Annotated in this window: 17 protein-coding genes; 14 read left to right on the top strand and 3 right to left on the bottom strand. The window is 44.9% G+C overall.

Annotation, left to right across the window (positions count from 1 at the left end):
* The first annotated feature begins 123 nt into the window (after positions 1-123).
* The 3 genes from creD to zapE all read left to right on the top strand — a co-directional run bounded on the left by creD (position 124) and on the right by zapE (position 3,748).
* The gene (gene creD / locus HBAL_RS11370; RefSeq protein ID WP_015828088.1) at positions 124-1,548 is read left to right on the top strand and encodes a cell envelope integrity protein CreD; all 1,425 of its coding nucleotides are present in this window, start codon (positions 124-126) and stop codon (positions 1,546-1,548) included.
* A 518-nt stretch (positions 1,549-2,066) separates the two neighbouring features.
* Positions 2,067-2,498, top strand: a complete 432-nt coding sequence (locus HBAL_RS11365) for a DNA-binding transcriptional response regulator (protein ID WP_015828087.1) — start codon at positions 2,067-2,069, stop codon at positions 2,496-2,498.
* A gap of 122 nt (positions 2,499-2,620) precedes the next feature.
* A complete protein-coding gene (zapE, locus tag HBAL_RS11360) occupies positions 2,621-3,748 on the top strand; it encodes a cell division protein ZapE (RefSeq protein WP_015828086.1) in 1,128 nt (375 codons plus the stop codon).
* Positions 3,749-3,816: 68 nt separating this feature from the next.
* Here zapE and HBAL_RS11355 read toward each other — a convergent pair whose 3' ends face one another.
* Positions 3,817-5,538 carry a hypothetical protein gene (locus HBAL_RS11355; RefSeq protein WP_015828085.1) on the bottom strand — a complete coding sequence of 574 codons (1,722 nt, stop codon included), beginning with the start codon at positions 5,536-5,538 and terminating at the stop codon, positions 3,817-3,819.
* Positions 5,539-5,934: 396 nt separating this feature from the next.
* On the opposite strand from HBAL_RS11355, the gene HBAL_RS11350 reads away from it, so the two are divergent.
* Positions 5,935-6,555 carry a porin family protein gene (locus HBAL_RS11350; RefSeq protein WP_015828084.1) on the top strand — a complete coding sequence of 207 codons (621 nt, stop codon included), beginning with the start codon at positions 5,935-5,937 and terminating at the stop codon, positions 6,553-6,555.
* A 299-nt stretch (positions 6,556-6,854) separates the two neighbouring features.
* Positions 6,855-7,817 carry a malate dehydrogenase gene (mdh, locus tag HBAL_RS11345; RefSeq protein WP_015828083.1) on the top strand — a complete coding sequence of 321 codons (963 nt, stop codon included), beginning with the start codon at positions 6,855-6,857 and terminating at the stop codon, positions 7,815-7,817.
* Between the two features lie 99 nt (positions 7,818-7,916).
* Here the strand turns inward: mdh and HBAL_RS11340 are convergent, their stop codons facing one another.
* Positions 7,917-8,270: a DUF1428 domain-containing protein gene (locus HBAL_RS11340; RefSeq protein ID WP_015828082.1), complete on the bottom strand. Its 354-nt coding sequence runs from the start codon at positions 8,268-8,270 to the stop codon at positions 7,917-7,919.
* 111 nt (positions 8,271-8,381) lie between these two features.
* On the opposite strand from HBAL_RS11340, the gene HBAL_RS11335 reads away from it, so the two are divergent.
* From HBAL_RS11335 to HBAL_RS11305, 7 genes are all read left to right on the top strand, one after another.
* A complete protein-coding gene (locus tag HBAL_RS11335) occupies positions 8,382-8,993 on the top strand; it encodes a peroxiredoxin family protein (RefSeq protein ID WP_015828081.1) in 612 nt (203 codons plus the stop codon).
* Positions 8,994-9,758: 765 nt separating this feature from the next.
* Positions 9,759-11,051: a TAXI family TRAP transporter solute-binding subunit gene (locus HBAL_RS11330; RefSeq protein ID WP_015828078.1), complete on the top strand. Its 1,293-nt coding sequence runs from the start codon at positions 9,759-9,761 to the stop codon at positions 11,049-11,051.
* Positions 11,052-11,490: 439 nt separating this feature from the next.
* Positions 11,491-12,687, top strand: a complete 1,197-nt coding sequence (gene sucC / locus HBAL_RS11325; protein WP_015828077.1) for an ADP-forming succinate--CoA ligase subunit beta — start codon at positions 11,491-11,493, stop codon at positions 12,685-12,687.
* A gap of 5 nt (positions 12,688-12,692) precedes the next feature.
* The gene (gene sucD / locus HBAL_RS11320) at positions 12,693-13,595 is read left to right on the top strand and encodes a succinate--CoA ligase subunit alpha (RefSeq protein WP_015828076.1); all 903 of its coding nucleotides are present in this window, start codon (positions 12,693-12,695) and stop codon (positions 13,593-13,595) included.
* Between the two features lie 78 nt (positions 13,596-13,673).
* Positions 13,674-16,688, top strand: a complete 3,015-nt coding sequence (locus HBAL_RS11315) for a 2-oxoglutarate dehydrogenase E1 component (RefSeq protein ID WP_015828075.1) — start codon at positions 13,674-13,676, stop codon at positions 16,686-16,688.
* Positions 16,689-16,721: 33 nt separating this feature from the next.
* Positions 16,722-18,218, top strand: coding sequence for a 2-oxoglutarate dehydrogenase complex dihydrolipoyllysine-residue succinyltransferase (gene odhB, locus HBAL_RS11310; RefSeq protein ID WP_015828074.1), 1,497 nt, complete (start codon positions 16,722-16,724; stop codon positions 18,216-18,218).
* Positions 18,219-18,295: 77 nt separating this feature from the next.
* A complete protein-coding gene (locus HBAL_RS11305; protein ID WP_015828073.1) occupies positions 18,296-18,763 on the top strand; it encodes a DMT family transporter in 468 nt (155 codons plus the stop codon).
* A gap of 5 nt (positions 18,764-18,768) precedes the next feature.
* On the opposite strand, the gene HBAL_RS11300 is transcribed toward HBAL_RS11305, so the two are convergent.
* Positions 18,769-19,905 carry an acyltransferase family protein gene (locus HBAL_RS11300; protein ID WP_015828072.1) on the bottom strand — a complete coding sequence of 379 codons (1,137 nt, stop codon included), beginning with the start codon at positions 19,903-19,905 and terminating at the stop codon, positions 18,769-18,771.
* Positions 19,906-20,108: 203 nt separating this feature from the next.
* Between HBAL_RS11300 and HBAL_RS11295 the strand changes: the two genes are divergently transcribed.
* Positions 20,109-20,957, top strand: coding sequence for a LytR/AlgR family response regulator transcription factor (locus HBAL_RS11295; RefSeq protein ID WP_015828071.1), 849 nt, complete (start codon positions 20,109-20,111; stop codon positions 20,955-20,957).
* 86 nt (positions 20,958-21,043) lie between these two features.
* Positions 21,044-21,400: a hypothetical protein gene (locus tag HBAL_RS11290; RefSeq protein WP_015828070.1), complete on the top strand. Its 357-nt coding sequence runs from the start codon at positions 21,044-21,046 to the stop codon at positions 21,398-21,400.
* Positions 21,401-21,405: the final 5 nt, after the last annotated feature.

Genomic DNA, 21,405 nt, shown 5'->3' with positions numbered 1-21,405 from the left:
TGTCCCTTTAAAACCTCATAGTGATCTTATTTCGCCTTTTATGGATCACATTCTAGCCTGAACAAAAAGTCATAAACTGATTTGGGGGTGTATTAAATACATCCATGTTTGGAGAGTGAAGAAATGGAAGATGGTGGAGTGGGATCATCCCAAGACGAGAACGGGCCAAATTTTAATCGGTTGAATGTGGGGGCGTATATGCCCAACAGATCATTTGGTTTGAAATTACTGCTTGTGTGCGCATTGGCGCTACTTATGGCTATTCCGACAATGTTTGTCTGGGGCGTTGTGAAAGAGCGCACCACAAACGCACAGCAAGCGGTGCAAGAGGTGAGTTTGGCGCGAGGTGGGGAGCAGATTGTGCTTGGGCCGGTTTTATCTATTCCGTATGAGCAGATCGTCACTGAAAGAGTGCCCAATAATAGCGGTGTTATGATCGACACGCAGCGCAAGAAAACAGGCGAGTTTGTTGTGTTTGGCACAAGCGGGTTTGCAAGGGCGGATTTGAAAACCGAAATGCTGAAGCGGAGCTTGCACCGTGTGCCAGTGTTTGATGTGAATATTGATTTTAAGGCGAGCTTTGATTTGGAGCAAGCCATGTTGAACAAGCCGCGCGGCGCAACATTGCATTGGGATGATGCGCGCATTCATATGGGCATGTCAGATTTGCGCGGCATCAAGGATGATGTGCTCGTTCAGATCGGCGAAGAAAAGATCAGTCTTGGGCCGGGTAATGGCGCATTATCGAGTTCTTTGTCAGATACGGTCGGTTCGGTTCGGGGGATCTCATTGGATGAGAACTCCGTTTTTGATCTGACGGCCAGTATGCGATTAACGGGCGCGCAGCGCATTGGGTTTGCGGCTTTTGCCCAGAATACGAGTATTGAATTAACTGGAGATTGGGCATCGCCAAGCTTTGTTGGTGGTTTTCTTCCTGTCGAGCGTTCGATCACGGATGAAGGTTTTACAGCAAACTGGAAAGTGCCGTATCTTGCTAGGGGTGTAGAAGCATCTGGCGAGAATTTGCAATTATATGACTTAGTACAATCTAATATGGGTTTGCGATTATTGGATGAGACGTCGCCATATCAATCAGTCATGCGTGCATTAAAATATGCACCCATGTTTATTGGGCTGGTATTTTTGGCATATTTTCTATTTGAAACCACAAGTTCCATGCGTACGCACCCGGCCCAATATGTGCTTGTTGGTTTGGCTCAAGTTGTGTTCTATCTGCTACTCTTGGGCGTATCGGAGCATACTGGATTTACAGCAGGCTTTATTGTGGCTGCTTCGGCGACAGTTGCGGCATTATCGCTATATGCTGGTGCAGTCTTTGGTGGGCGTGAGGCGCGAATGAATGCCTTTATTGTTTTCACCTCGCTTTACGCACTGATATATGTGCTTATGCGGATGCAGGATTATGCGCTGCTTGTGGGCTCAATCGCTAGCTTTGCCGCTATTGCTTTCACTATGTGGAAGACGAGAGAGTTGGATTGGTATGGGCTTTCTGGAAATAGCGAAGCATCAAGAGTGAAGTCAGGTTAATCTGAGCAAATATTCGATTTTATTTTAAAGCCTTCGCACTTTATTACGGTGTGGAGGCTTTATTATTAACTTTATCAAATTTGATCAGGTTTATCATTTAAAGAAAAGAAGAAACTAAAGCCTATCGCCTTCTTTAAACTTATTACGGAAAATGTTTAAAGGTGAGGGGTTTCACTATATAATAAAATTATAAAACATATATTTGAGTGTTAGAAATTTACATTTCAAAGTACAATATCAATGCAAATAGATTGATTATAGTCAAACATTGATACTCCCTCAGATGGCAATACAGAAGGCACAGCACTTTGTAGGTAAATATTATATAATGATAGTTCTTGCTATATCACTATATTGTATTTGAATTGTGTTTTTAGCGTCAATTTGTGGCAGATGTTGTTTTTCAATGTATATAAATAAGCATGTTGTATTTTTCTTTGTTTTTCGGCAGTGAAGCTATTTACTGTATTGTTACAAAAATGCATAAAAGCCACTTATGAGGGGCAAGGAGTCATTTAGTGAAAGTTCTGTGGGTCGAGGATCATCCAAAAGCGTCGGAAATGTTGTTGGCTGCAGGTGTTGCGGCGACGAGACAGCGTTTGCCAGTCGATCTGGTTTTGGCAGGATCACTATTGGAAGCGGAAAAAAAATTGAGACTCGAGCGTTTTGACCTAGTCATGCTCGATTTGCGATTACCGGATTCCATGGACGAAGATACGACTGTAACGCGTGTTGCCAGCATGGGTGATTTTCGCCTTGCTGTTGTGTCTGCGAGCGATAAACGTCAGTCGATGGTCGATTTTTTGTGCAAAGTGGGGTGCAATTGTGCTCCTAAAGCGATTGCTAAAGAAGATTTGGCAATGAATGAGTTTAGTCGCTATCCAGATAAATTCTACGACTTCCTACTTGAAGTTATGGGTGGAACTGGTGCCAAGGGCGCAGTCGCATAAGTGATCGCTAAATTCGCAATTTTCAAAAAAACAGGGTCAAGCGCAAAGTGTTTGGCCCTTTTGTTTGGGAATTGCTGGCTGAGCACTCGACCTTCACATGAGTTGATACTAAGGCCATTTGAATGGTTGAGCTTTATCAAAATTATAAAGAAAAAGTCGCGGCAGGTCAGCTGAAAGCTGATTCTGCACAAGCCGATATGGCGCAGCGTTTTGATATGTTGGCCACGCAATTATCTGAAATGAAGACAGGTTGGTTTTCTAAACCTGTATACCCCAAGGGGCTTTATATCTGGGGCGGTGTCGGGCGAGGGAAATCCATGTTGATGGATTTGTTTCATGCGCATACGCCTTTAAAGCCTGCGCTGCGCACGCATTTTCATGACTTTATGCTTGAAACCCATAGCTTTATCGCGCAGTGGCGGAAGCTGGATGAAAAGTCGCGCAGGAAACATGCTGCTTATGTTAAAGGTGTTGGCGAAGACCCAATCCCGCCCGCCGCCAAACATATAGCCGATAAGGCGCGGCTTTTGTGTTTTGATGAATTTCATGTGACTGACATTGCTGATGCAATGATTTTGGGGCGTTTATTTGAGCAATTGTGGAAGCACGACATAGTTGTCGTCGCGACATCAAATAGGCACCCGGATGATTTATATGCGGGCGGTGTCAATCGTGATCTGTTCAAGCCGTTTATTGGCATGATCAAAGACAAGTTGGACATTATCGAGCTGAAGTCTGACATGGATTATAGGCTTGAAAGGCTGATCGCTGCTCCGGTGTATTACTCACCCTTAAATCAGGCTTCCGATAATGCGTTGCAGGAAGCTTGGGTGCGACTCACTAAAGGGGTTTCTGACAGTCAAGTTGAATTGACCGTTCAAGGACGAACGCTTCGCGTGTCACGCCATGCTGCAGGTTGTGCTTTTTTTAGTTTTAGTGAGTTGTGTGACAAACCCTTAGGGGCAGCAGATTATCTTGTGATTGCGCGTCGGTTCCATACTGTATTTATCGAACATGTGCCGATGTTGACGCCTGCAAACCGCAATGCGGCGAAGCGGTTTGTGACATTGATTGATGCTTTGTATGAATCGCGTACCAAGCTTGTGCTGAGTGCTGAGGCAGAGCCGGATGATTTATATCCTGAAGGTGATGGGGCGTTTGAGTTTGAGCGCACAGCCAGCCGCTTGCATGAGATGCGCTCAAAAGACTATCTGGCAGCCGGCCGCAGTGAAGAAGCGGTCGCCCCATAGATTGGTATAAACGAAACAAGCCCACCAGATATGCTGATGGGCTTGTTATAATGTGAACTGATTGTGCGCTAGTTGATCTTTAATGGGTCCAAATCATCAATGTCTGGAAGGTCTTCCAAAAGATCATCTGCTAGCATGTCTTCGACTTCAGGCGTGTCTGGAAGGTCAGGAAGGTCTGTAATATCGGGCATTTCTTCCATGCCTGCTAGCTCTTCTATCTCTGCAAGAGATTCTTCCTCGGTCTTGGGTGCTTTTATCAAGTCTGCATCGGAAGGATAATCACCAAGCTCTGAGAGTGCATCCAGATCAGGTGTATCGTCTAGATTATCTAACGAAAGGCCCTCAGATAAATCCAAGCTTTCAGGAACATCTTCTACGAGTTCAGGAAGTGCTTCAGGTTTAAGGTCAGACGAAGCATCGTCAATATTGTCAATCTCCATTTCGGGAGGCGGAGTTAATTCTTCTAACTCGTCTAAGTCTTCAACAATTGGCGCGTCTAGTTCTAGATCAGGAGTTTCTGGAGAAACTGGTTCGGCCACCGCTTCGGCAGCAAGAGGTGTTTCATCGTCGAGGCCTGGATCTTCAAGATCGGGAAGATCTTCAATAATGGGTGCCTCAGATTCAAAGTCGTCTACAGATTCTGTTGCTGGTAGTTCTTCCATCTCAGGAAGTTCTTCAATGATTTGCGCTGCGTCTAGCTCTGGCGATTCCGGCAGCACTAATTCTTCATCATCTAAACTAGGGGCAATTTCTTCGGTGATGACTTCTGGCGCGATATTGGCTTCTTCAATGACTGGCGGAGTGTCTAGCTCTGCTGTGTCGGGAATTTCATCAAGTGCATCATCAAGCGCCGCTTCAATGTCAGAGAGTTTGATTTCTGTGTCCGCAAGGGCAATTTTTTCTGCAATAGGTTCTACGGTTAAGGGTGTTTCATGTTCGGCGGCTTCAGGCGTCTCATCTGCAAAAGTGACATTTGCTTCTGTTTCTAGGGTTTCTGCAGTCATCGCCTCTGCTTCGGGCATGTCTGCCAATAATTCTTCTTCCGAGACGAAACCATTGTCTGATGAAGATTCAGAGGTGTCTGCGTCAGCAGATTGCGTTGCTGTTGCAATAGCTGCTGCTGCAACAGATGTAGCAATTGCTGCCGGGGCAATTAGAGAGTCTGTATCTTCAGGAGCGGTTTCTTTTGCGTCGCTGGTATTATCTTTGCTTTTTTTGTTTTTCTTTGCGGCTTTGGCGTGCTCTTTTTCTTCGGCTGCTTGCTGCTTGGCAGCTATGGCGGCGGCTTTGGCGTCTGCCTTAGCTTGTTCCGCAGCTGCTTTTTCATCAATTTTGGCTTGTTCTGCGGCGAGCTTTGCATCAATTTTTGCTTGTTTTTCTGCTTCTTTAGCTGCGATGGCTGCTTCGCGCTGTTCTTGCTTCTCACGCGCTTTGGCTTCTTTTTCGCCGGCTTTCATGAGGTCTTTGGCGGAGCGGGTATCGTCTTTGCTTTTAAATAGACTGCCTATGCCTGATAGCAGGCCCAAGAAGAAATCCACGAGGAAGAAGCGGCTTAATATCGTCAGAGCAATCATGAATACAGTGAGCGGCGTTAATAGAGAGTTGCTCACATAGTCTTGTCTCTCACCCAATAGGGGTAAGATGTGTTGGATCGCATCATCACATAATTGAAGCGCGGATGATTGGATATCCGGAAAATAATGAGATAATAGCGCCCAGATACCAAGCACGAATGGTAGTGTTAGCAAGCCTTTGAAGGCGGCTTTGAAAATATTCCCAATGGTCTTCATGATTTGCCCCTCAGCATAAAATTAATCATGGGTGTACTATTATGGAACGACAGGCGTGTGACGGAAAGTCACAATATTAACGTTAACACAACTTTTATGGTCAAATTCACGGGAATTAAAAAGGGTGTGATTGCAATTTGTTGATTTTGCATACTTTTGCGTGAAATTTGGCCCTTGGAAAAAAATGAGAATATCGGGGCATCCGATGGCGTTGCTGGAGGGTTGTTTCAAGTGCGTAAGCCCTACAATTAATTAAAATTATGATTGTTCACAAAATAGGTGGAGGGCGGAACTAACATGCCGCCCGGCGCGTAGTTCACCAGCTTGTTGACGACGCGGTTCTGTAATTTTCAGCGTTTGTCTTGCAGGTGATTTTTAACTGCGAAGGAATATATCATGAAGACGATTTTTGCTGGTGCTGCTGTTTCTGCTCTCTCACTTATGGGGGCGGCTCATGCTCAAGCGGTTGAAGACACCGGGCCATATGTACAAGGTGGGTATTCTTACCTTGAGTTAGAGCCAGATGGTATTGCCGATGGTGTAGGTACGAGCGCTTTTACTGCGCGTACAGGTTGGCAGATCACGCCTATGTTTGGTGTTGAGGCTGACTTAACTTCTGGTGTCGATGATGGTGAATTCGACTATAATGTTGATGAAGATGACTTCGAGATTGACCGCAATAATGATGGTGACCTTGATGATATTATCGCTGAGTCCAGTGATATCGGGTTGAATTATCTGATTGGTGCATATGGTACGGCGCAAATACCTATTAATGATCGCCTAGGCGTTCATGCGCGAGCAGGGTATGCCTATATTGATCTTGACGCGACCGTGCCTGTTGTTGGAAATGTGGCGGCTGTAAATGTTGAAGATTCAGCATCGGGTCCAGCAGTTGGGGCAGGTCTGACATTTGATATGACGGAGAGCCTAGAACTTCGCGGTGATTATACATATTACTCACTGGAAGATACGGACACACACGCAGGTTCTGTTGTGCTCGGCTATAAATTCTAGTCAGTATTGATACATCATAAAGACATACACGGCAGTTCCATATGGAGCTGCCGTTTGTGTATGAGGGGTGTTGAGCGGGAAAAATTTTGTCTTTTTATTGCGTGTTAGCGCTATATTGGATGAATATTGCCAAAGTCAGACTATGGACTAATCCAATACGGATTGCACTTGACGCGAGTGTGGGTTAACTCTCCGACATATTCTATACGTTCGGGACATGGATCATGCTTGGTAAACTCGTTGGCGGAATCGCCAATAAAGCTATTCGTGATGCATATACACAACAGGAGAACTCCCCAATGGCACGTAAAAAAATCGCTATGATCGGCGCTGGAATGATCGGTGGAACACTTGCACACATCGCTGCGCGCGAAGAGTTGGGTGATGTTGTATTGTTCGATATTTTTGGCGGTGTTGCTAAAGGTAAAGCTTTGGACATGGCTGAAGCGACAACTGTGTTTGGTTCTGATGTTGCGCTTGCGGGTACAGATTCATATGCAGACATTGAAGGCGCTGATGTTTGTATCGTGACAGCTGGTTTCCCACGTATGCCTGGCATGAGCCGCGACGACCTTATCGGCAAAAACCTTGGTGTCATGAAGCAAGTTGCTGAAGGTATCAAAACATACGCACCAAATGCATTCGTGATCTGTATTACAAACCCTCTGGATGCAATGGTTTGGGCGCTTCAAAAATTCTCTGGTCTGCCAACAAACAAAGTTGTGGGTATGGCTGGTGTGCTTGACTCAGCTCGCTTTGCCTACTTCTTGTCTGAAAAACTTGGTGTATCTGTGAAAGATATCCGCGCTTGGACATTAGGTGGTCACGGTGATGACATGGTGCCAATGGTACGTTACTCAACAGTGGGTGGTTTGCCGCTTAACGTTCTTGTTGAAAACGGCATGTTGTCGCAAGAAGACCTAGACGCAATGGTTATGCGTACGCGTAAAGGTGGCGGTGAAATTGTTGCGCTTCTGGAAAAAGGTTCAGCTTACTATGCACCTGCGGAATCAGCGATTGCTATGGCTCAGTCTTACTTGAAAGACCAGAAACGCGTTCTTCCATCTGCTGCATACCTTTCAGGTGAGTATGGTCAGAACGACATGTATGTGGGTGTGCCTGTTGTGATTGGTGCTGAAGGTGCTGAAAAAGTCATCGAATTCCCAATGGATGCTTCTGAAAAAGAAATGATGGAAAAATCTATCGCTGCGGTGAACGTACTTATCGAAGCATGTAAGAACCTAGAGCCTTCATTGGCTTAAAAGAGATCTTCATCGTCGAATAGACTGATATAAAGAGGGCCGCTTCTGTAGGGAAGTGGCCCTTTTTGTGAGCTAGGCGTATGGTTGTGTTCTGCGCGCTTATTCAGATTTGAAAATTGGTTCGAAACCACCAAAGATCATGCGTTTGCCATCAAATGGCATTTCCATCATTGGCTCCCAACGTTTATCTGTTTCAAAAGATGCCCAGCACGCCTCTGCGGTTTCTTTGTCTGGCCAAATGAACCAGCTAAACACAATATCCTCGTCTGGTTCACGTTTTACGGCCATAGGAAAAGAGGTGACTTCGCCATCTGCAACGTCTTTTTCCCAGTTTTCTTGGACGCTGAGTGCGCCATATTCTTTAAATAGTGGCCAGCTCGCTTTTGCGAGTTCGGTATATCTGTCTTTGTTCTTTTTGGGGACTGGGAGCAAAAAACCGGTCACGTATGTCATATCAATTCTCCTTCACATTAAGAATAACATATTTGTGATGTGAGTTCATTCAAATTCGCGTCGAGAACCGTGTATGGGTGGAGGCAAGGTAAGAAATGAAAAGGTTGTCTTATGAAATCAGTTTTGGGTGCAGTTTTAACTGCAAGTCTTCTGTTGAGTGCGCCATTGGCATTGGCCGAGGATCACAAGAAAAAAGATCATGTACAGGAAATTGGTTTGGCGGTCGGGAAAGCAGTTCCGACTGTAGAAGATGAAGCAATCGGCGTCGTGAGTTCTGCGGGTGATGTCACGAGTTTGCCTGCTCTCATGGGAGAGAAGGGTGTAACCGTCGCATTTGTACGGTCGGCAGATTGGTGTCCATACTGTAAGAAGCAGATGATTGATCTTGATAAAATTGCGCCGCAATTGGAAAAATTAGGTTTCCCGCTTGTCGCATTATCCTATGATGCACCTGAAACGCTGGCGAAATTCAAAGAAAAGCATGAGCTGTCATATACTTTTGTCTCTGATACAGACTCTGCCAATATAAAAGCATTTGGCCTATTGAACGAGAAGTATGAGGTTGGCTCCCGCGCATACGGCATTCCGCACCCAGCTGTAATGGTGATTTCTTCAGATAATGTGATTGTCGAGAAATTGATGGAAGAGGGGTATAAGAAACGTCCCGCTTCTGAGGCTGTTCTTGAGGCTGTTCAATCAGTGCAACAAGAGACAGTGGAATAGGTTTTTATTATGTTTTCAGGCTGCATGGTTGAGCTATTTTGCAAGAGCTCTTCACCATGCGGTCTGATATTCTCAACGGCTAATGGCCGATGAGAGACGCAATCTTACATGATAACTGAAGTTGCGTTTGTAAGGTTTAGGTAGAATACTGTTGTAAGTATTGCAGCACCAACTAGAAGTCCGATTAGTTTTGTCATGGTTAAAGTCCCTATATATTGATATGCACAATTGCTGTGCCTTGAAATCTATATATAGCAATATGCATAACTTAAAACTGCATATAATCTTATAGGTGGTATGCTAAAATGCATTAATGAAGTTTTCAGATATGCATTTTTGTATTTTTGGGGTTTTCGGTAGAGTATTTTGTATTTGAAATTATATAAAAACAGTGTGCTTACACATCTGCTCTAGAGGTATAGAGAGGATGTCGCCGAGAGGTTTAAGTAGAAGCCGGCAGCGATAAGAAATGCTGCAAGCGTTATTCCAATAATTTTAATCATGATCGTCTCCTGTGTTGGTTGTTATGAATATCAAGCAACTTGGTGATGATGGTTTTTGTTTTCTAATTTATCTGGTGAATAAGACTTATCCCGTGTTCGAAAGTGGGTAGTTTTCATTCTTCTTATCGTTAAATTGGGATTATGTTGGAGCAATAGCAATAGGCTGCAATGTTAATCATGTTTCATCTGGATTTTGAACGTGAAACAGAGATAAGGTCACATCTGGCATAACTTAGGCTTCGTTGAGTGGGATTGAATAGATATGCAGGCTTTCCTTAAGCGCTTTTGGTGGACGATTTTTGTTATCATTATAGGCATTTGGGGGCTTTTTAGTCTTATTGAACCGCCACCACCTAAAACTATAACGATGGCATCTGGTGCTTTGGGCGGCGAATATAGCGCGACCGCTATGGCTTATAAAAAACAATTGAATGAAATCGGAGTTGAGCTGGAAATTGTCCAGTCATCGGGATCTGTCGATAATCTTGAGCGATTATTGTCCGGCGAGGTAGAAGCTGCGATTGTGCAAACAGGGATTGCGGCTGCTGGTCACGGGGACAGTCTGTATTCTCTTGGCGCTATTTATTATGAGCCTCTTTGGGTGTTCATTCGTTCAGATCAGCAATTAGTAGATTTGCGTGGCCTTGCGGGTAAACGTGTCGCTGTTGGTAGCGAAGGGTCGGGGACGCGTGCGCTTGCGAATGTCATATTGGCTGACAATGGTTTGACTACAGACAATTATTCAGCCGTAGATGTTGGAGGCGATGCTGCCGCTCTGCAATTGCTAGAAGGACGTATCGATGCTGCTATTCTCGTGGCTGGACCCGAAGCGATCTGGATCAAGAAACTAATGCGGACACCGGGCGTACAGCTCGTTTCTATAGAGCGTTCTCTCGCTTATGCGCGTCGCCATCCATACTTAAAGGACATTATACTTCCCGACGGTGCTTTAAGCTTAAAGGAAGATTTGCCTGCAAGGGATGTGAAGCTTGTATCGCCTGTCGCGCAGGTTGTTGTGAGGAAAGATCTTCATCCAGCAATTCAAGCGGTGCTGTTGGATGCGATGAATTCCATTCATAAAGGCGGCACATTGTTGAATGCACCGGCATCATTTCCAACACCCATTTTTGCTGACTTGCCACTGTCAAAAGAAGCATCGCGTTATTATGAGCGCGGTCCATCATTTCTAAGGCGATATTTTCCGTTTGGTGTTGCCAATTTTCTGGATAGAGCATGGGTTTTGTTGATCCCGATGATCACATTAATGGTGCCAATTGTGAGAGCAGGACCGCCAATTTACAGATGGAGAATACGTCGTAAAATTTATGTTTGGTATAGAGATTTGCGCACACTGGAAGCAGAAGGTCGCCTAGCTCAGACAGATAGTGAGCGACGGGCAATACGTCGTAAACTGGTCGAGTTGCAAGCTGATACGGCGAAGGTGGAAGTGCCAGACAGTTACACAGATGATTTGTATCGATTGCGTGCGCATATCCGCTTTGTTGCAGAGCTTTTGGATAATCACGGGATAGAGGATGCGGCGGCTTGGATTTAATCGTGTAAGGACTAATTTTTGCTACGTGATTTGTGCTTTGAAGGTTTCCTTTTGCCGCTAATTTCTGGTCGAGTTTTGGCTGATTTTGAAGCCAAACAGTCACAATAAAGTGGTGTCTAAAATGGTCGATTTAGTCGCGTAAAAAGCACCAGCGAAGCCTTGATTCTAGAGGTAAATAGGGGTGTGTTCTGATGCGATTGTTCGGTTTTTGCCGTTGATTTGGAAAAAAAGTCATACGCGGACTGAAAAAAAATAATTTTTTTTGAGTCATCCGTTTGCGACAGAATAGGCGTGTTAGCGCTAACGAATTACCTAACAGTTAATCAGGCCTTAATAATCCTCTTCAAGTACACCAATGTCCGGTTGTCAGCGGGGGGCTGAGTGATATAAACGGCCTCTAATTAGGGGCTATTTCCTCGCTTAGCTTAGGCGGTTTTCTATGAATATTCACGAGCATCAGGCTAAGGCCGTTCTCAAAGAGTTTGGCGCGCCCGTCGCTGACGGTGTTGCTATCTTTTCAGCAGATGAAGCGGCAGCTGCGGCTGACAAACTTCCAGGACCTTTATGGGTCGTAAAATCCCAAATTCACGCCGGTGGCCGTGGTAAGGGTAAATTTAAAGAAGCTGAAGCTGGCGAAAAGGGCGGTGTACGTCTGGCCTTCTCTAAAGAGGATGTCATTTCTAACGCAGCTCAAATGCTAGGCAACACTTTGGTCACGCACCAAACGGGGCCAGCTGGAAAGCAAGTGAACCGCCTTTACATCGAAGACGGCGCAGACATTAAAACAGAACTTTATCTGTCTCTTCTTGTCGACCGTGCATCTGGTCAGCCAGCATTTGTGGCTTCGACTGAAGGTGGAATGGATATTGAGGAAGTTGCGGAATCAACTCCTGAGAAAATCCTGACAATTACAATTGATCCGGTTGCTGGCGTAACTGACGCTGTTGCTGAGTCTCTTTGTGATGCTCTGGGCTTAGAAGGCACAGCGCGCGAGGACGGAATTGCTCTTTCAAGAATTCTTTACAAAGCATTCACTGAAAAAGACATGGACATGCTGGAAGTGAACCCGCTGATCGTTATGGAAAACGAGCGTCTGCGTGTTCTAGATGCTAAAATGTCTTTTGATGGAAACGCATTGTTCCGTCACCCAGACATTATGGAATTGCGCGATAAGACAGAAGAAGACGAAAAAGAAATCGAAGCTTCTGAATGGGACCTTGCGTACATCGCGCTTGAGGGAACAATTGGTTGTATGGTGAACGGTGCTGGTCTTGCTATGGCCACAATGGACATCATCAAGCTTTACGGCGAAGAACCAGCTAACTTCTGTGATGTTGGTGGTGGTGCGAACGCTGAAAAAGTGGCAGCTGCTTTCAAAATCATTATGAAAGACCCAGCTGTTAAAGGTATCTTGGTCAACATTTTCGGTGGCATCATGAAATGTGATGTTATCGCTGAAGGTGTTCTTCAAGCCGTTAAAGAAACAAATCTTGCTGTTCCATTGGTTGTCCGCCTTGAAGGGACGAACGTGGAAAAAGGTAAAGAGATCATCGCCAACTCAGGTTTGAACGTGATCCCAGCAAACGACCTTGATGACGCTGCACAAAAAATTGTTGCTGCAGTGAAGGGAGCTTAAGTCACATGTCTATTCTTATCGACAAAAATACAAAGATCCTGACACAAGGTATGACTGGTAAAACCGGTTCATTCCACACAAACCAAGCTCTTGATTACTTCGGTACTCAAATGGTTGGTGGTATTCACCCGAAAAAAGGTGGCACAAACTGGACATCTGACAAAGGTCAGGAACTTCCAATTTTTGCTTCTGTTGCTGAAGGTAAAGAAAAAACAGGTGCTGATGCTTCTGTGATTTATGTGCCGCCAGCTGGTTGTGGTGCTGCTATCATCGAAGCTATCGAAGCTGAAATCCCATTGATCGTTTGTATCACTGAAGGTGTTCCAGTACTCGACATGGTTGATGTGAAAGCCAAGCTCGACAAATCAAAGTCACGTTTGATCGGACCTAACTGTCCAGGTCTTATGACACCTGAGCAATGTAAAATCGGTATTATGCCAGGTTCTATATTCAAAAAAGGTAGCGTGGGAGTGGTTTCACGTTCAGGGACGCTGACATACGAAGCTGTTTATCAGACAAGTGTTGAAGGCCTTGGTCAAACTTCTGCGGTAGGTATCGGTGGTGACCCTGTTAAGGGAACCGAGTTTATTGACGTTTTAGAAATGTTCTTGGCTGACGATGAAACAGAATCCATCATCATGATCGGTGAAATCGGTGGTTCAGCCGAAGAAGAAGCCGCTCAGTTCTTGAAGGATGAAGCTAAAAAAGGTCGCAAAAAGCCTATGGTTGGCTTTATCGCGGGTCGTACTGCACCTCCAGGCCGGACTATGGGCCACGCTGGTGCAATTGTATCTGGTGGTAAAGGTGGCGCTGAAGACAAAATCGCAGCAATGGAAGAAGCAGGTATTACTGTTTCACCAAGTCCTGCACGTCTCGGTGTGACAATGACTGAAGTGCTTAAGGGCTAAAGTAACGAAACCACAAGGCGGCCAGGCGGGAGCTTTAATATATCCAGTCTGGCCGGACTTGTTCTAAGGACGATAACCATGACGAGCCAGTCGGCATCGGCAGATAAAGAGCGTTCTCCAGAGAACGCTGCAATGTTGGATACAGATTTCCTCTCTGGAGGAAATGCAGTTTATATAGAGCAGCTTTATGCTCAGTATGTGGATGATGCAGCATCCCTTACGCCAGACTGGCAGAAATTTTTTGATGAGGTCGGTGATCCCGCACTTGCAACAAAGCAAGCCGCTGCTGGTCCTGCTTGGTCAAACAAAAACTGGCCAAAAGCAAAATCAGATGAATTGATTTCTGCGCTGGATGGGGATTGGGCCAAGATTGAGCCTGTCCTGAAATCCAAGCTTGAGGCGAAAGGCAAAACTGCGCCTGCTCCTGCTGGGGCTCCAGTTTCAGGTGGTGTCTCCAAAGAACAAGTTAATCAACAAGTTCAGGATTCCATCAAAGCTTTGATGATGATCCGTGCCTACCGTATTCGTGGGCATCTTGCGGCGAATCTTGATCCTCTTGGTATCGAAAAGCCAACTGAGCACCCAGAATTAGATCCAAAATCATATGGATTTTCGGAAGCTGATATGGATCGTGAGATCTATATTGATCATGTGCTGGGGCTTGAATATGCCTCACCGCGTAAAATTCTGGAAATTCTGAGACGGACTTATTGTTCGACTTTCGGTGTGCAATTTATGCACATTTCTGACCCTGATGAAAAAGGTTGGCTTCAACAGCGTATTGAAGGCGAAGACAAAGAAATTGAGTTTACGCCGGAAGGCAGTATCGCGATTTTGACGAAGCTTCTCGAAGCTGAAACATTTGAGCGTTTCCTTCACAAACGTTATCCGGGTACAAAACGTTTTGGTCTTGATGGTGGTGAGGCAGCTGTGCCGGCCCTTGAGCAGATCATTAAGCGGGGTGGTGCGCTGGGTGTCGATGAGATCATTCTTGGAATGCCTCACCGTGGTCGCTTGAACGTTCTTGCGGCTGTTATGGGTAAGCCATACCACATTATTTTCAACGAATTCCAAGGCGGAAACACACAAGGTGCTGAAGAATTTGGCTCTGGGGATGTGAAATATCACCTCGGTGCGTCTTCAGACCGTGAGTTTGACGGAAACAAGGTTCACTTGTCTTTGACAGCGAACCCATCTCACCTTGAAGCTGTGAACCCGGTTGTGCTTGGTAAAGCCCGTGCAAAACAAAGCTTTGACTTGCAAGAAGATCGTGCTGCCGAACGGACGAAGGTTATGCCTTTGCTACTACACGGTGATGCGGCATTTGCTGGTCAGGGTGTTGTTTCTGAGTGTTTCGCTTTGTCTGGTCTTTCTGGATATCGCACAGGTGGAACAATCCACTTTATCGTGAATAACCAGATTGGATTTACAACGAGCCCGAAATATTCTCGTTCGTCTCCTTATCCGACAGATGTTGCATTGCAAGTTCAAGCACCGATTTTCCACGTGAATGGTGATGATCCTGAAGCTGTTGTGCACGCTGCTAAAGTAGCGACTGAATATCGTCAGAAATTTGGTAAAGACGTCGTCATCGACATGTTCTGTTACCGTCGTTTCGGTCACAATGAAGGCGATGAACCCATGTTCACGCAGCCTTTAATGTATAATAAGATTAAAGGCCAAAAAACGACACGTGAGATCTATTCAGATGATTTGATCAAGCGCGGTGTTATTACTCAAGAAGGCGTCGATCAGATTGTTGCTGATCTTGAAGCTTTCCTTGATGAAGAGTTTGAAGCAGGTAAAACATATAAGGCTGACACTGCAGATTGGCTCGATGGAGCTTGGTCTGGTCTTGGTCTACCTGCTCAGGATGATCGTCGTGGTAAAACATCACTTGAGATGGAGCGCCTGAAAAATATTGGTGGTCAGCTCACACGCATTCCAAACTCTGTGAACGCACACAAGACTGTGAAAAAAGTGTATGATCAGCGTGCGAAAATGATCGCGACAGGTCAGGGCGTTGATTGGGCGACAGCCGAAATGCTGGCTTACGGGTCTCTTTTATCAGAAGGTTTCCCTGTTCGCTTGTCCGGTCAGGATTCCGGTCGTGGAACATTCTCTCAGAGACACTCTCACATTGTCGACCAGAAAACTGAGTTGCGTTACACGCCGCTTCGTTCTTTGCGTCATGAACAAGCTGATTATGAAGTCATAGATTCGCTTCTATCTGAAGAAGCTGTGCTTGGTTATGAGTATGGTTATTCTCTGGCTGCTCCGAATACTTTGACACTATGGGAAGCGCAATTTGGTGATTTCGCCAATGGGGCGCAGGTCGTATTTGACCAATTCCTATCTTGTGGTGAACGTAAATGGCTGCGTATGTCAGGTCTCGTCTGTTTGCTACCTCATGGATATGAGGGGCAAGGGCCAGAGCACTCATCAGCGCGTCTTGAACGTTTCTTGCAGCTTTGTGCTCAAGATAACATGCAGGTCGCAAACTGTACGACGCCGGCAAACTATTTCCACATTCTACGTCGTCAGATTCACCGCGATTTCCGTAAACCGCTTATTCTAATGACGCCTAAATCTTTGCTGCGCCACAAATTGGCAACATCAGCATTGGTTGACATGGCTGAAGGATCTTCTTTCCACCGTGTCCTTTGGGATGATGCGGAAACAGAAGGCCGTAAAGCGAAGGTTGAATTGGTAAAAGACGATAAAATTCGTCGTGTTATCATGTGTTCCGGTAAAGTTTATTACGATCTTTTTGAAGAACGTGAAAAACGGGGCATCAATGATGTGTATCTATTGCGCCTCGAGCAGCTTTATCCATTTCCGGTTGGTCCACTAATGGATGAGTTGAAACGGTTCAAGAATGCAGACATGGTGTGGTGTCAGGAAGAGCCCAAAAATATGGGTGCTTGGACTTTCGTTGATCCAAATATAGAGCGTGTGCTTGAGCGACTTGAAGCTAAGTCAACGAGAGCGCGTTATGTAGGTCGAGCAGCTTCTGCTTCAACAGCGGCAGGTACTATGAGCCTACACAAAAAAGAACTAGCTGCATTTCTTGATGCGGCATTTGAAGAGTAACACGTCCGAATAGGACGTTTGAAGGAGGTCAAGATGGCCGATATTACGGTCCCAGTATTGGGCGAAAGTGTTACCGAAGCAACGGTTGGTTCTTGGTCAAAAGCGCCAGGTGATGCAGTCGCTAAGGATGAAGTGCTTGTTGAATTGGAAACTGATAAAGTTTCTGTTGAAGTATCAGCTGCTGAAGATGGTGTGTTGACAGAAATTTTGGCGAAAGAGGGTGATAACGTCGAGATTGGCGCACTTCTCGGACGTATCAGTGCTGGTGACGGCGCTAAAGCAGAGCCAGCTTCTGCGCCGGCTGCTACATCAGCAGCACCTGCTGCAACAAGCGGCTCTGGTGAGCAAGTTAAAGTTGCTGTGCCTGCCATGGGCGAAAGTGTAACTGAAGGAACATTGTCTCAGTGGTTGAAGCAACCTGGTGATGCTGTTGCTGTTGATGACCCGATTGCTGAAATTGAAACTGACAAGGTTGCGATAGAAGTGCCGGCTCCAGTTGCGGGTGTGTTGTCAGAGACGCTGATCGCAGAAGGTACAACTGTTGGAATCGGAACGGAGATCGCTATCATTGCAGCGGGTGCCTCTGCGAGCGCCGCTCCTGCTGCAGCTCCAGCATCTGCGCCAGCAGCTTCTTCTGCATCTGCAGATTCAAGCGCGGCTGTTGCGCCGTCTGTGCGTCGCATCTCAGCTGAGAATAATGTGAACCCATCTGATATTCCTGGAACTGGCCGCGATGGTCGTGCAACGAAAGGTGATGCATTGAATTTTGTTGCAAATGGCGAGTCTAAGCCTGCGCCAGCCGCTGCACCGTCTGCACCACGTGCAACAGGTCCACGTGAAGAACGTGTGAAAATGACACGTCTGCGTCAGACAATTGCACGTCGATTGAAAGAAGCTCAAAACACTGCAGCCATGCTGACAACATTTAACGATGTTGATTTGACTGAAGTCATGGCAATTCGTAAAAAGTACAAGGACTTGTTCTTGGAAAAACACGGTGTGAAACTTGGTTTCATGTCTTTCTTCACAAAAGCTGTGACGCACGCCCTTAAAGAACTTCCTGCAGTTAACGCTGAAATTGATGGGACAGATCTTATCTATAAAAACTACTACGACATTTCGATGGCTGTAGGGACAGATAAAGGTCTTGTGACACCAGTTGTTCGTGATGCGGATCAAATGAGCTTGGCGCAAATCGAAGCTGAAATTGGTCGTTTAGGGAAGCTTGCGCGTGACGGTAAATTGGCAATGTCTGACCTTCAGGGCGGTACATTCACAATTACAAATGGCGGTGTGTATGGCTCAATGATGTCAACACCAATTTTGAACCCACCACAATCTGGTGTGCTTGGTATGCACCGCATTGAGCAGCGTCCAGTTGCTATCAATGGTGAAGTTAAAATCCGTCCAATGATGTATCTGGCATTATCATATGACCACAGAATTGTGGATGGTAAGGAAGCGGTGACATTCTTGGTGCGCGTGAAAGAGAATTTGGAAGACCCAGAGCGTTTATTGCTTGACCTCTAAAGGTCAGATGGATTGAACGAATTGAAAAAGCTCCGCTGAATAAATTTTAGCGGAGCTTTTTGTATTTAGAGGCTGTTATGACGATTTCTAATTTTCTTATCGGTACGACATTGCTGATGTTAGCAGCGGGGTTTGGCATCCCAATGATGGCAAACCTGAACGCAGGCTTAGGTGTTCGTTTGTCGAATCCATTAGCTGCGGTCGTTGTACTGACGGGCGTAACATTTTTGACCAGTAGTCTGGTACTTCTTGCTTCGGGTGGTATTGGTGACCTTCTAGTTATTGGGCACTTTAAAACTATTCCAACAGTCTATTTTCTAGGTGGTGTTTTATTTGTATTTTATATTACTTCAATCACGTGGGCTGCACCACGAATTGGGGTTGGAAATGCGATTTTCATAATTTTGTTGGGGCAACTTCTCAGCGCAACGACCATCGATCATTTTGGGCTGTTTGGTGCTATAAAATCTACCATCACCCCCAAACGTGCACTTGGTTTATTGGTGATGGCAATAGGTCTCTATCTTGCGCAAAAAGAAGTTTGATATCTCTAATTCAAACCAAATAATGGACGAATTGGCTTAATATATCGAATAATGCGTTCTAGCAGGAGGCAGCCTGCTGTTGTTATCACTAATACACCGGCAAATTCAGCCCATATTCCAAGGTTTAGTTGGGTGAGAATGTAACCAGCAGAGATGATAAGCGTTTGGTGTAAGATGAAGTATGGAAAAATTGCCTGATTAAGGTAGGTCAGTATTGTACTGGGCTTGTTCAGATAATGTTGAGCTGCACCAAGCAGAGTAACAATTACACCCCATGCATAATACACTTCCAAGCTATCTTCTAAATTGTCAGACATAAAACTAGGTGTGGGTATCAAGCCTTCAATCATTGCGTTTGCCCAAATCACAAGCGCGAGAACGCCAACACCCCAAAATTTCCAGCTTCTAGAGATTGCACGCCAAAATAGACTAGACTTTGCAACAGAAAACCCAATTAGAAATATTGTAAACCGATGTGCATGATTGGCCCAATCGTCGGATAGGGCATGTGTTGTAGGAAATAGTGGGTCTAGAAATATCGAAAATAGAATGAAAGGTAGAGGTATTATTACTAGCAGAGATAGGCCTAATATTATCGGCTGTTGGTGAATTGAAGGTAGATTGATGCGGGTGCTGAAATGCTTTAGCAGGGCATATATAGGTGTTAGAATTAGGGAGTACACCAATAGATAAATTACATACCATAAATGGTTCCATGTTGGTGTTGTCAGTGGAAGCGGATCATTGAAATTTAGATATATATGTTGCCAATAATGCAGCATGCCTTGTTCAATCAGTCCAGCTTGCCGCATTTGAAAATAGGATTGCGGCATGACGATCACAGCCATTCCAAACACCATAGGCAAACCTAAGCGATAGATACGTCGCCCCAAAAGACTGGATAAACTCATTTTATCCGCTGCAAACCGTAAAGCGACTCCAGATATAAAAAACAATAGAGCCAATCGCCATGGGTTGAGAAGCTCCATCAGCCATTCAGCTGATGTTGAAGCGTATTGGCTTTTTACATGCCAGTCCCAGCTCACATAAAACATACCTACATGATAAAAAATCAACAGGGCAAATGCGATAACTCGCAACCAATCTAAATCATAACGGCGAGTATAGGATGTTGCTGTCATATGTTTTTTCCATTCTTTTGATAAATCTGAATTTAGGAAAAAACGAGTTTTCATATTGCGCGAGTATGAAGTGATAGATTTTCGGATTTTTGTGATGAGAGGCGTGTCGGAATAAGTGTTGAGGGACAAATGGTGGGAATTTGGGGACGAAATTTGATGTGCGATACTTGTGCAAATCTGTTGTTCTAGGCACAAATGTGAACATGTCTCAAATTGATATTCAAAACGCTCTCAGAACCGATCGTATTAGTGAACAAAATTCATCTATTGTATTTGCTGTTCTAATTTTGAGTTCATTCATAGTAAATGCGCTTTCGCGAAATGTAGACCATCAAATTTTAAGCGTTTCAACGAATGTGTTGCTTGCTTGGATTGATGAAGGAAGTAGCGCAATAGCAACTTGCTGCTTGTTACCACTATTGGGGTATTTTAACCGGATTCATCCAATAGCAGGTGTATCCAAAAGTGTCTGGATTCCAAAATATATTATAGCGAGCTTGGCTTTTTCTCTACTTCATATTTTAGGGATGAAATTAATTCGCCTAACTATTTATCCCATCGCCGTAGGGCAAGAATATTCGTTTCATGCCAATGTTTTTGAGACATTTTTCTATGAATATCGCAAAGATTTAATTACGTTTTCAATATTGATGTTGGGTTTCATGCTTTCTAGGGAGTTGGAACATAAGAAGCTGGAGACGAGCGTTAATAGAGAAGATGCCAAGGAAAAAAAGAGAATTACAATTAAATGTGGTGGGCGTACGATATGGATCAATGCGGAAGATGTTATTTGGGCAAAGGCAGCTGCAAATTACGTAGAAATCCGTACCGCAGATAAAACATTATTGGCGCGTTCAACTTTGGCCAATATCGAAGAGCAGCTTCAGGCCGCCGGAGTCGAGATATCCCGCGTGCATCGCTCTTATATTATTGATGCATCTAAAGTTAGGGAAATCTCACCAACAGGTGAGGGCGATGCTCGAATTCAAATGATAGATGATGAAATTATTCCCGGGAGCCGTCGATACAAAAATGCATGGCCATCTCATTGAATACTGGGACTATGCTCTGATGGTTTTCAATATGGATTCAGGTGTGTAAGGGATATGAGAAAAAGAACTCATTCAAGGGACTATTTATGCAATCTATTATCGCAACTTTTTTAGGGCTTATCGCGGCTGTAACTATTTTATTAATGGCCAAAGTTGCGGGTGTAGGAATGATTGTTGGTATTGGGTTGTGGATTCTGGCGCTATGGCTAGGCGTTTTTATTACAGTTTTTCTATGTCCTAAAAAGAATGCGACATGGCTGAAAAGTCACTTGCCTGCGTGGATTGTAGCAACGATTATCATTGTTCTTGGTGCATTAGTGTACGGCGCGATATTTGCGATATTTCCGCTTTGGATAAAAATCCCGATAGCATTTTTGATGTCGGCTGGGACAATGTGTATGATCTGGATTGCCCCAAAATTATCTAAGCGACCTTCTGTGTAGAGGCA

This window comes from Hirschia baltica ATCC 49814 (assembly GCF_000023785.1).
In the GTDB taxonomy this organism is placed as follows: Bacteria; Pseudomonadota; Alphaproteobacteria; order Caulobacterales; family Hyphomonadaceae; genus Hirschia; species Hirschia baltica.
This window is presented reverse-complemented; position numbering and strand designations above follow the sequence as displayed.

Coding starts and splice junctions, on each gene's coding strand:
- creD (WP_015828088.1), top strand. CDS start 124: ATGGAAGATGGTGGAGTGGGATCATCCCAAGACGAGAACGGGCCAAAT.
- zapE (WP_015828086.1), top strand. CDS start 2,621: ATGGTTGAGCTTTATCAAAATTATAAAGAAAAAGTCGCGGCAGGTCAG.
- HBAL_RS11355 (WP_015828085.1), bottom strand. CDS start 5,538: ATGAAGACCATTGGGAATATTTTCAAAGCCGCCTTCAAAGGCTTGCTA.
- HBAL_RS11350 (WP_015828084.1), top strand. CDS start 5,935: ATGAAGACGATTTTTGCTGGTGCTGCTGTTTCTGCTCTCTCACTTATG.
- mdh (WP_015828083.1), top strand. CDS start 6,855: ATGGCACGTAAAAAAATCGCTATGATCGGCGCTGGAATGATCGGTGGA.
- HBAL_RS11340 (WP_015828082.1), bottom strand. CDS start 8,270: ATGACATACGTGACCGGTTTTTTGCTCCCAGTCCCCAAAAAGAACAAA.
- HBAL_RS11335 (WP_015828081.1), top strand. CDS start 8,382: ATGAAATCAGTTTTGGGTGCAGTTTTAACTGCAAGTCTTCTGTTGAGT.
- HBAL_RS11330 (WP_015828078.1), top strand. CDS start 9,759: ATGCAGGCTTTCCTTAAGCGCTTTTGGTGGACGATTTTTGTTATCATT.
- sucC (WP_015828077.1), top strand. CDS start 11,491: ATGAATATTCACGAGCATCAGGCTAAGGCCGTTCTCAAAGAGTTTGGC.
- sucD (WP_015828076.1), top strand. CDS start 12,693: ATGTCTATTCTTATCGACAAAAATACAAAGATCCTGACACAAGGTATG.
- HBAL_RS11315 (WP_015828075.1), top strand. CDS start 13,674: ATGACGAGCCAGTCGGCATCGGCAGATAAAGAGCGTTCTCCAGAGAAC.
- odhB (WP_015828074.1), top strand. CDS start 16,722: ATGGCCGATATTACGGTCCCAGTATTGGGCGAAAGTGTTACCGAAGCA.
- HBAL_RS11305 (WP_015828073.1), top strand. CDS start 18,296: ATGACGATTTCTAATTTTCTTATCGGTACGACATTGCTGATGTTAGCA.
- HBAL_RS11300 (WP_015828072.1), bottom strand. CDS start 19,905: ATGACAGCAACATCCTATACTCGCCGTTATGATTTAGATTGGTTGCGA.
- HBAL_RS11295 (WP_015828071.1), top strand. CDS start 20,109: ATGTCTCAAATTGATATTCAAAACGCTCTCAGAACCGATCGTATTAGT.
- HBAL_RS11290 (WP_015828070.1), top strand. CDS start 21,044: ATGCAATCTATTATCGCAACTTTTTTAGGGCTTATCGCGGCTGTAACT.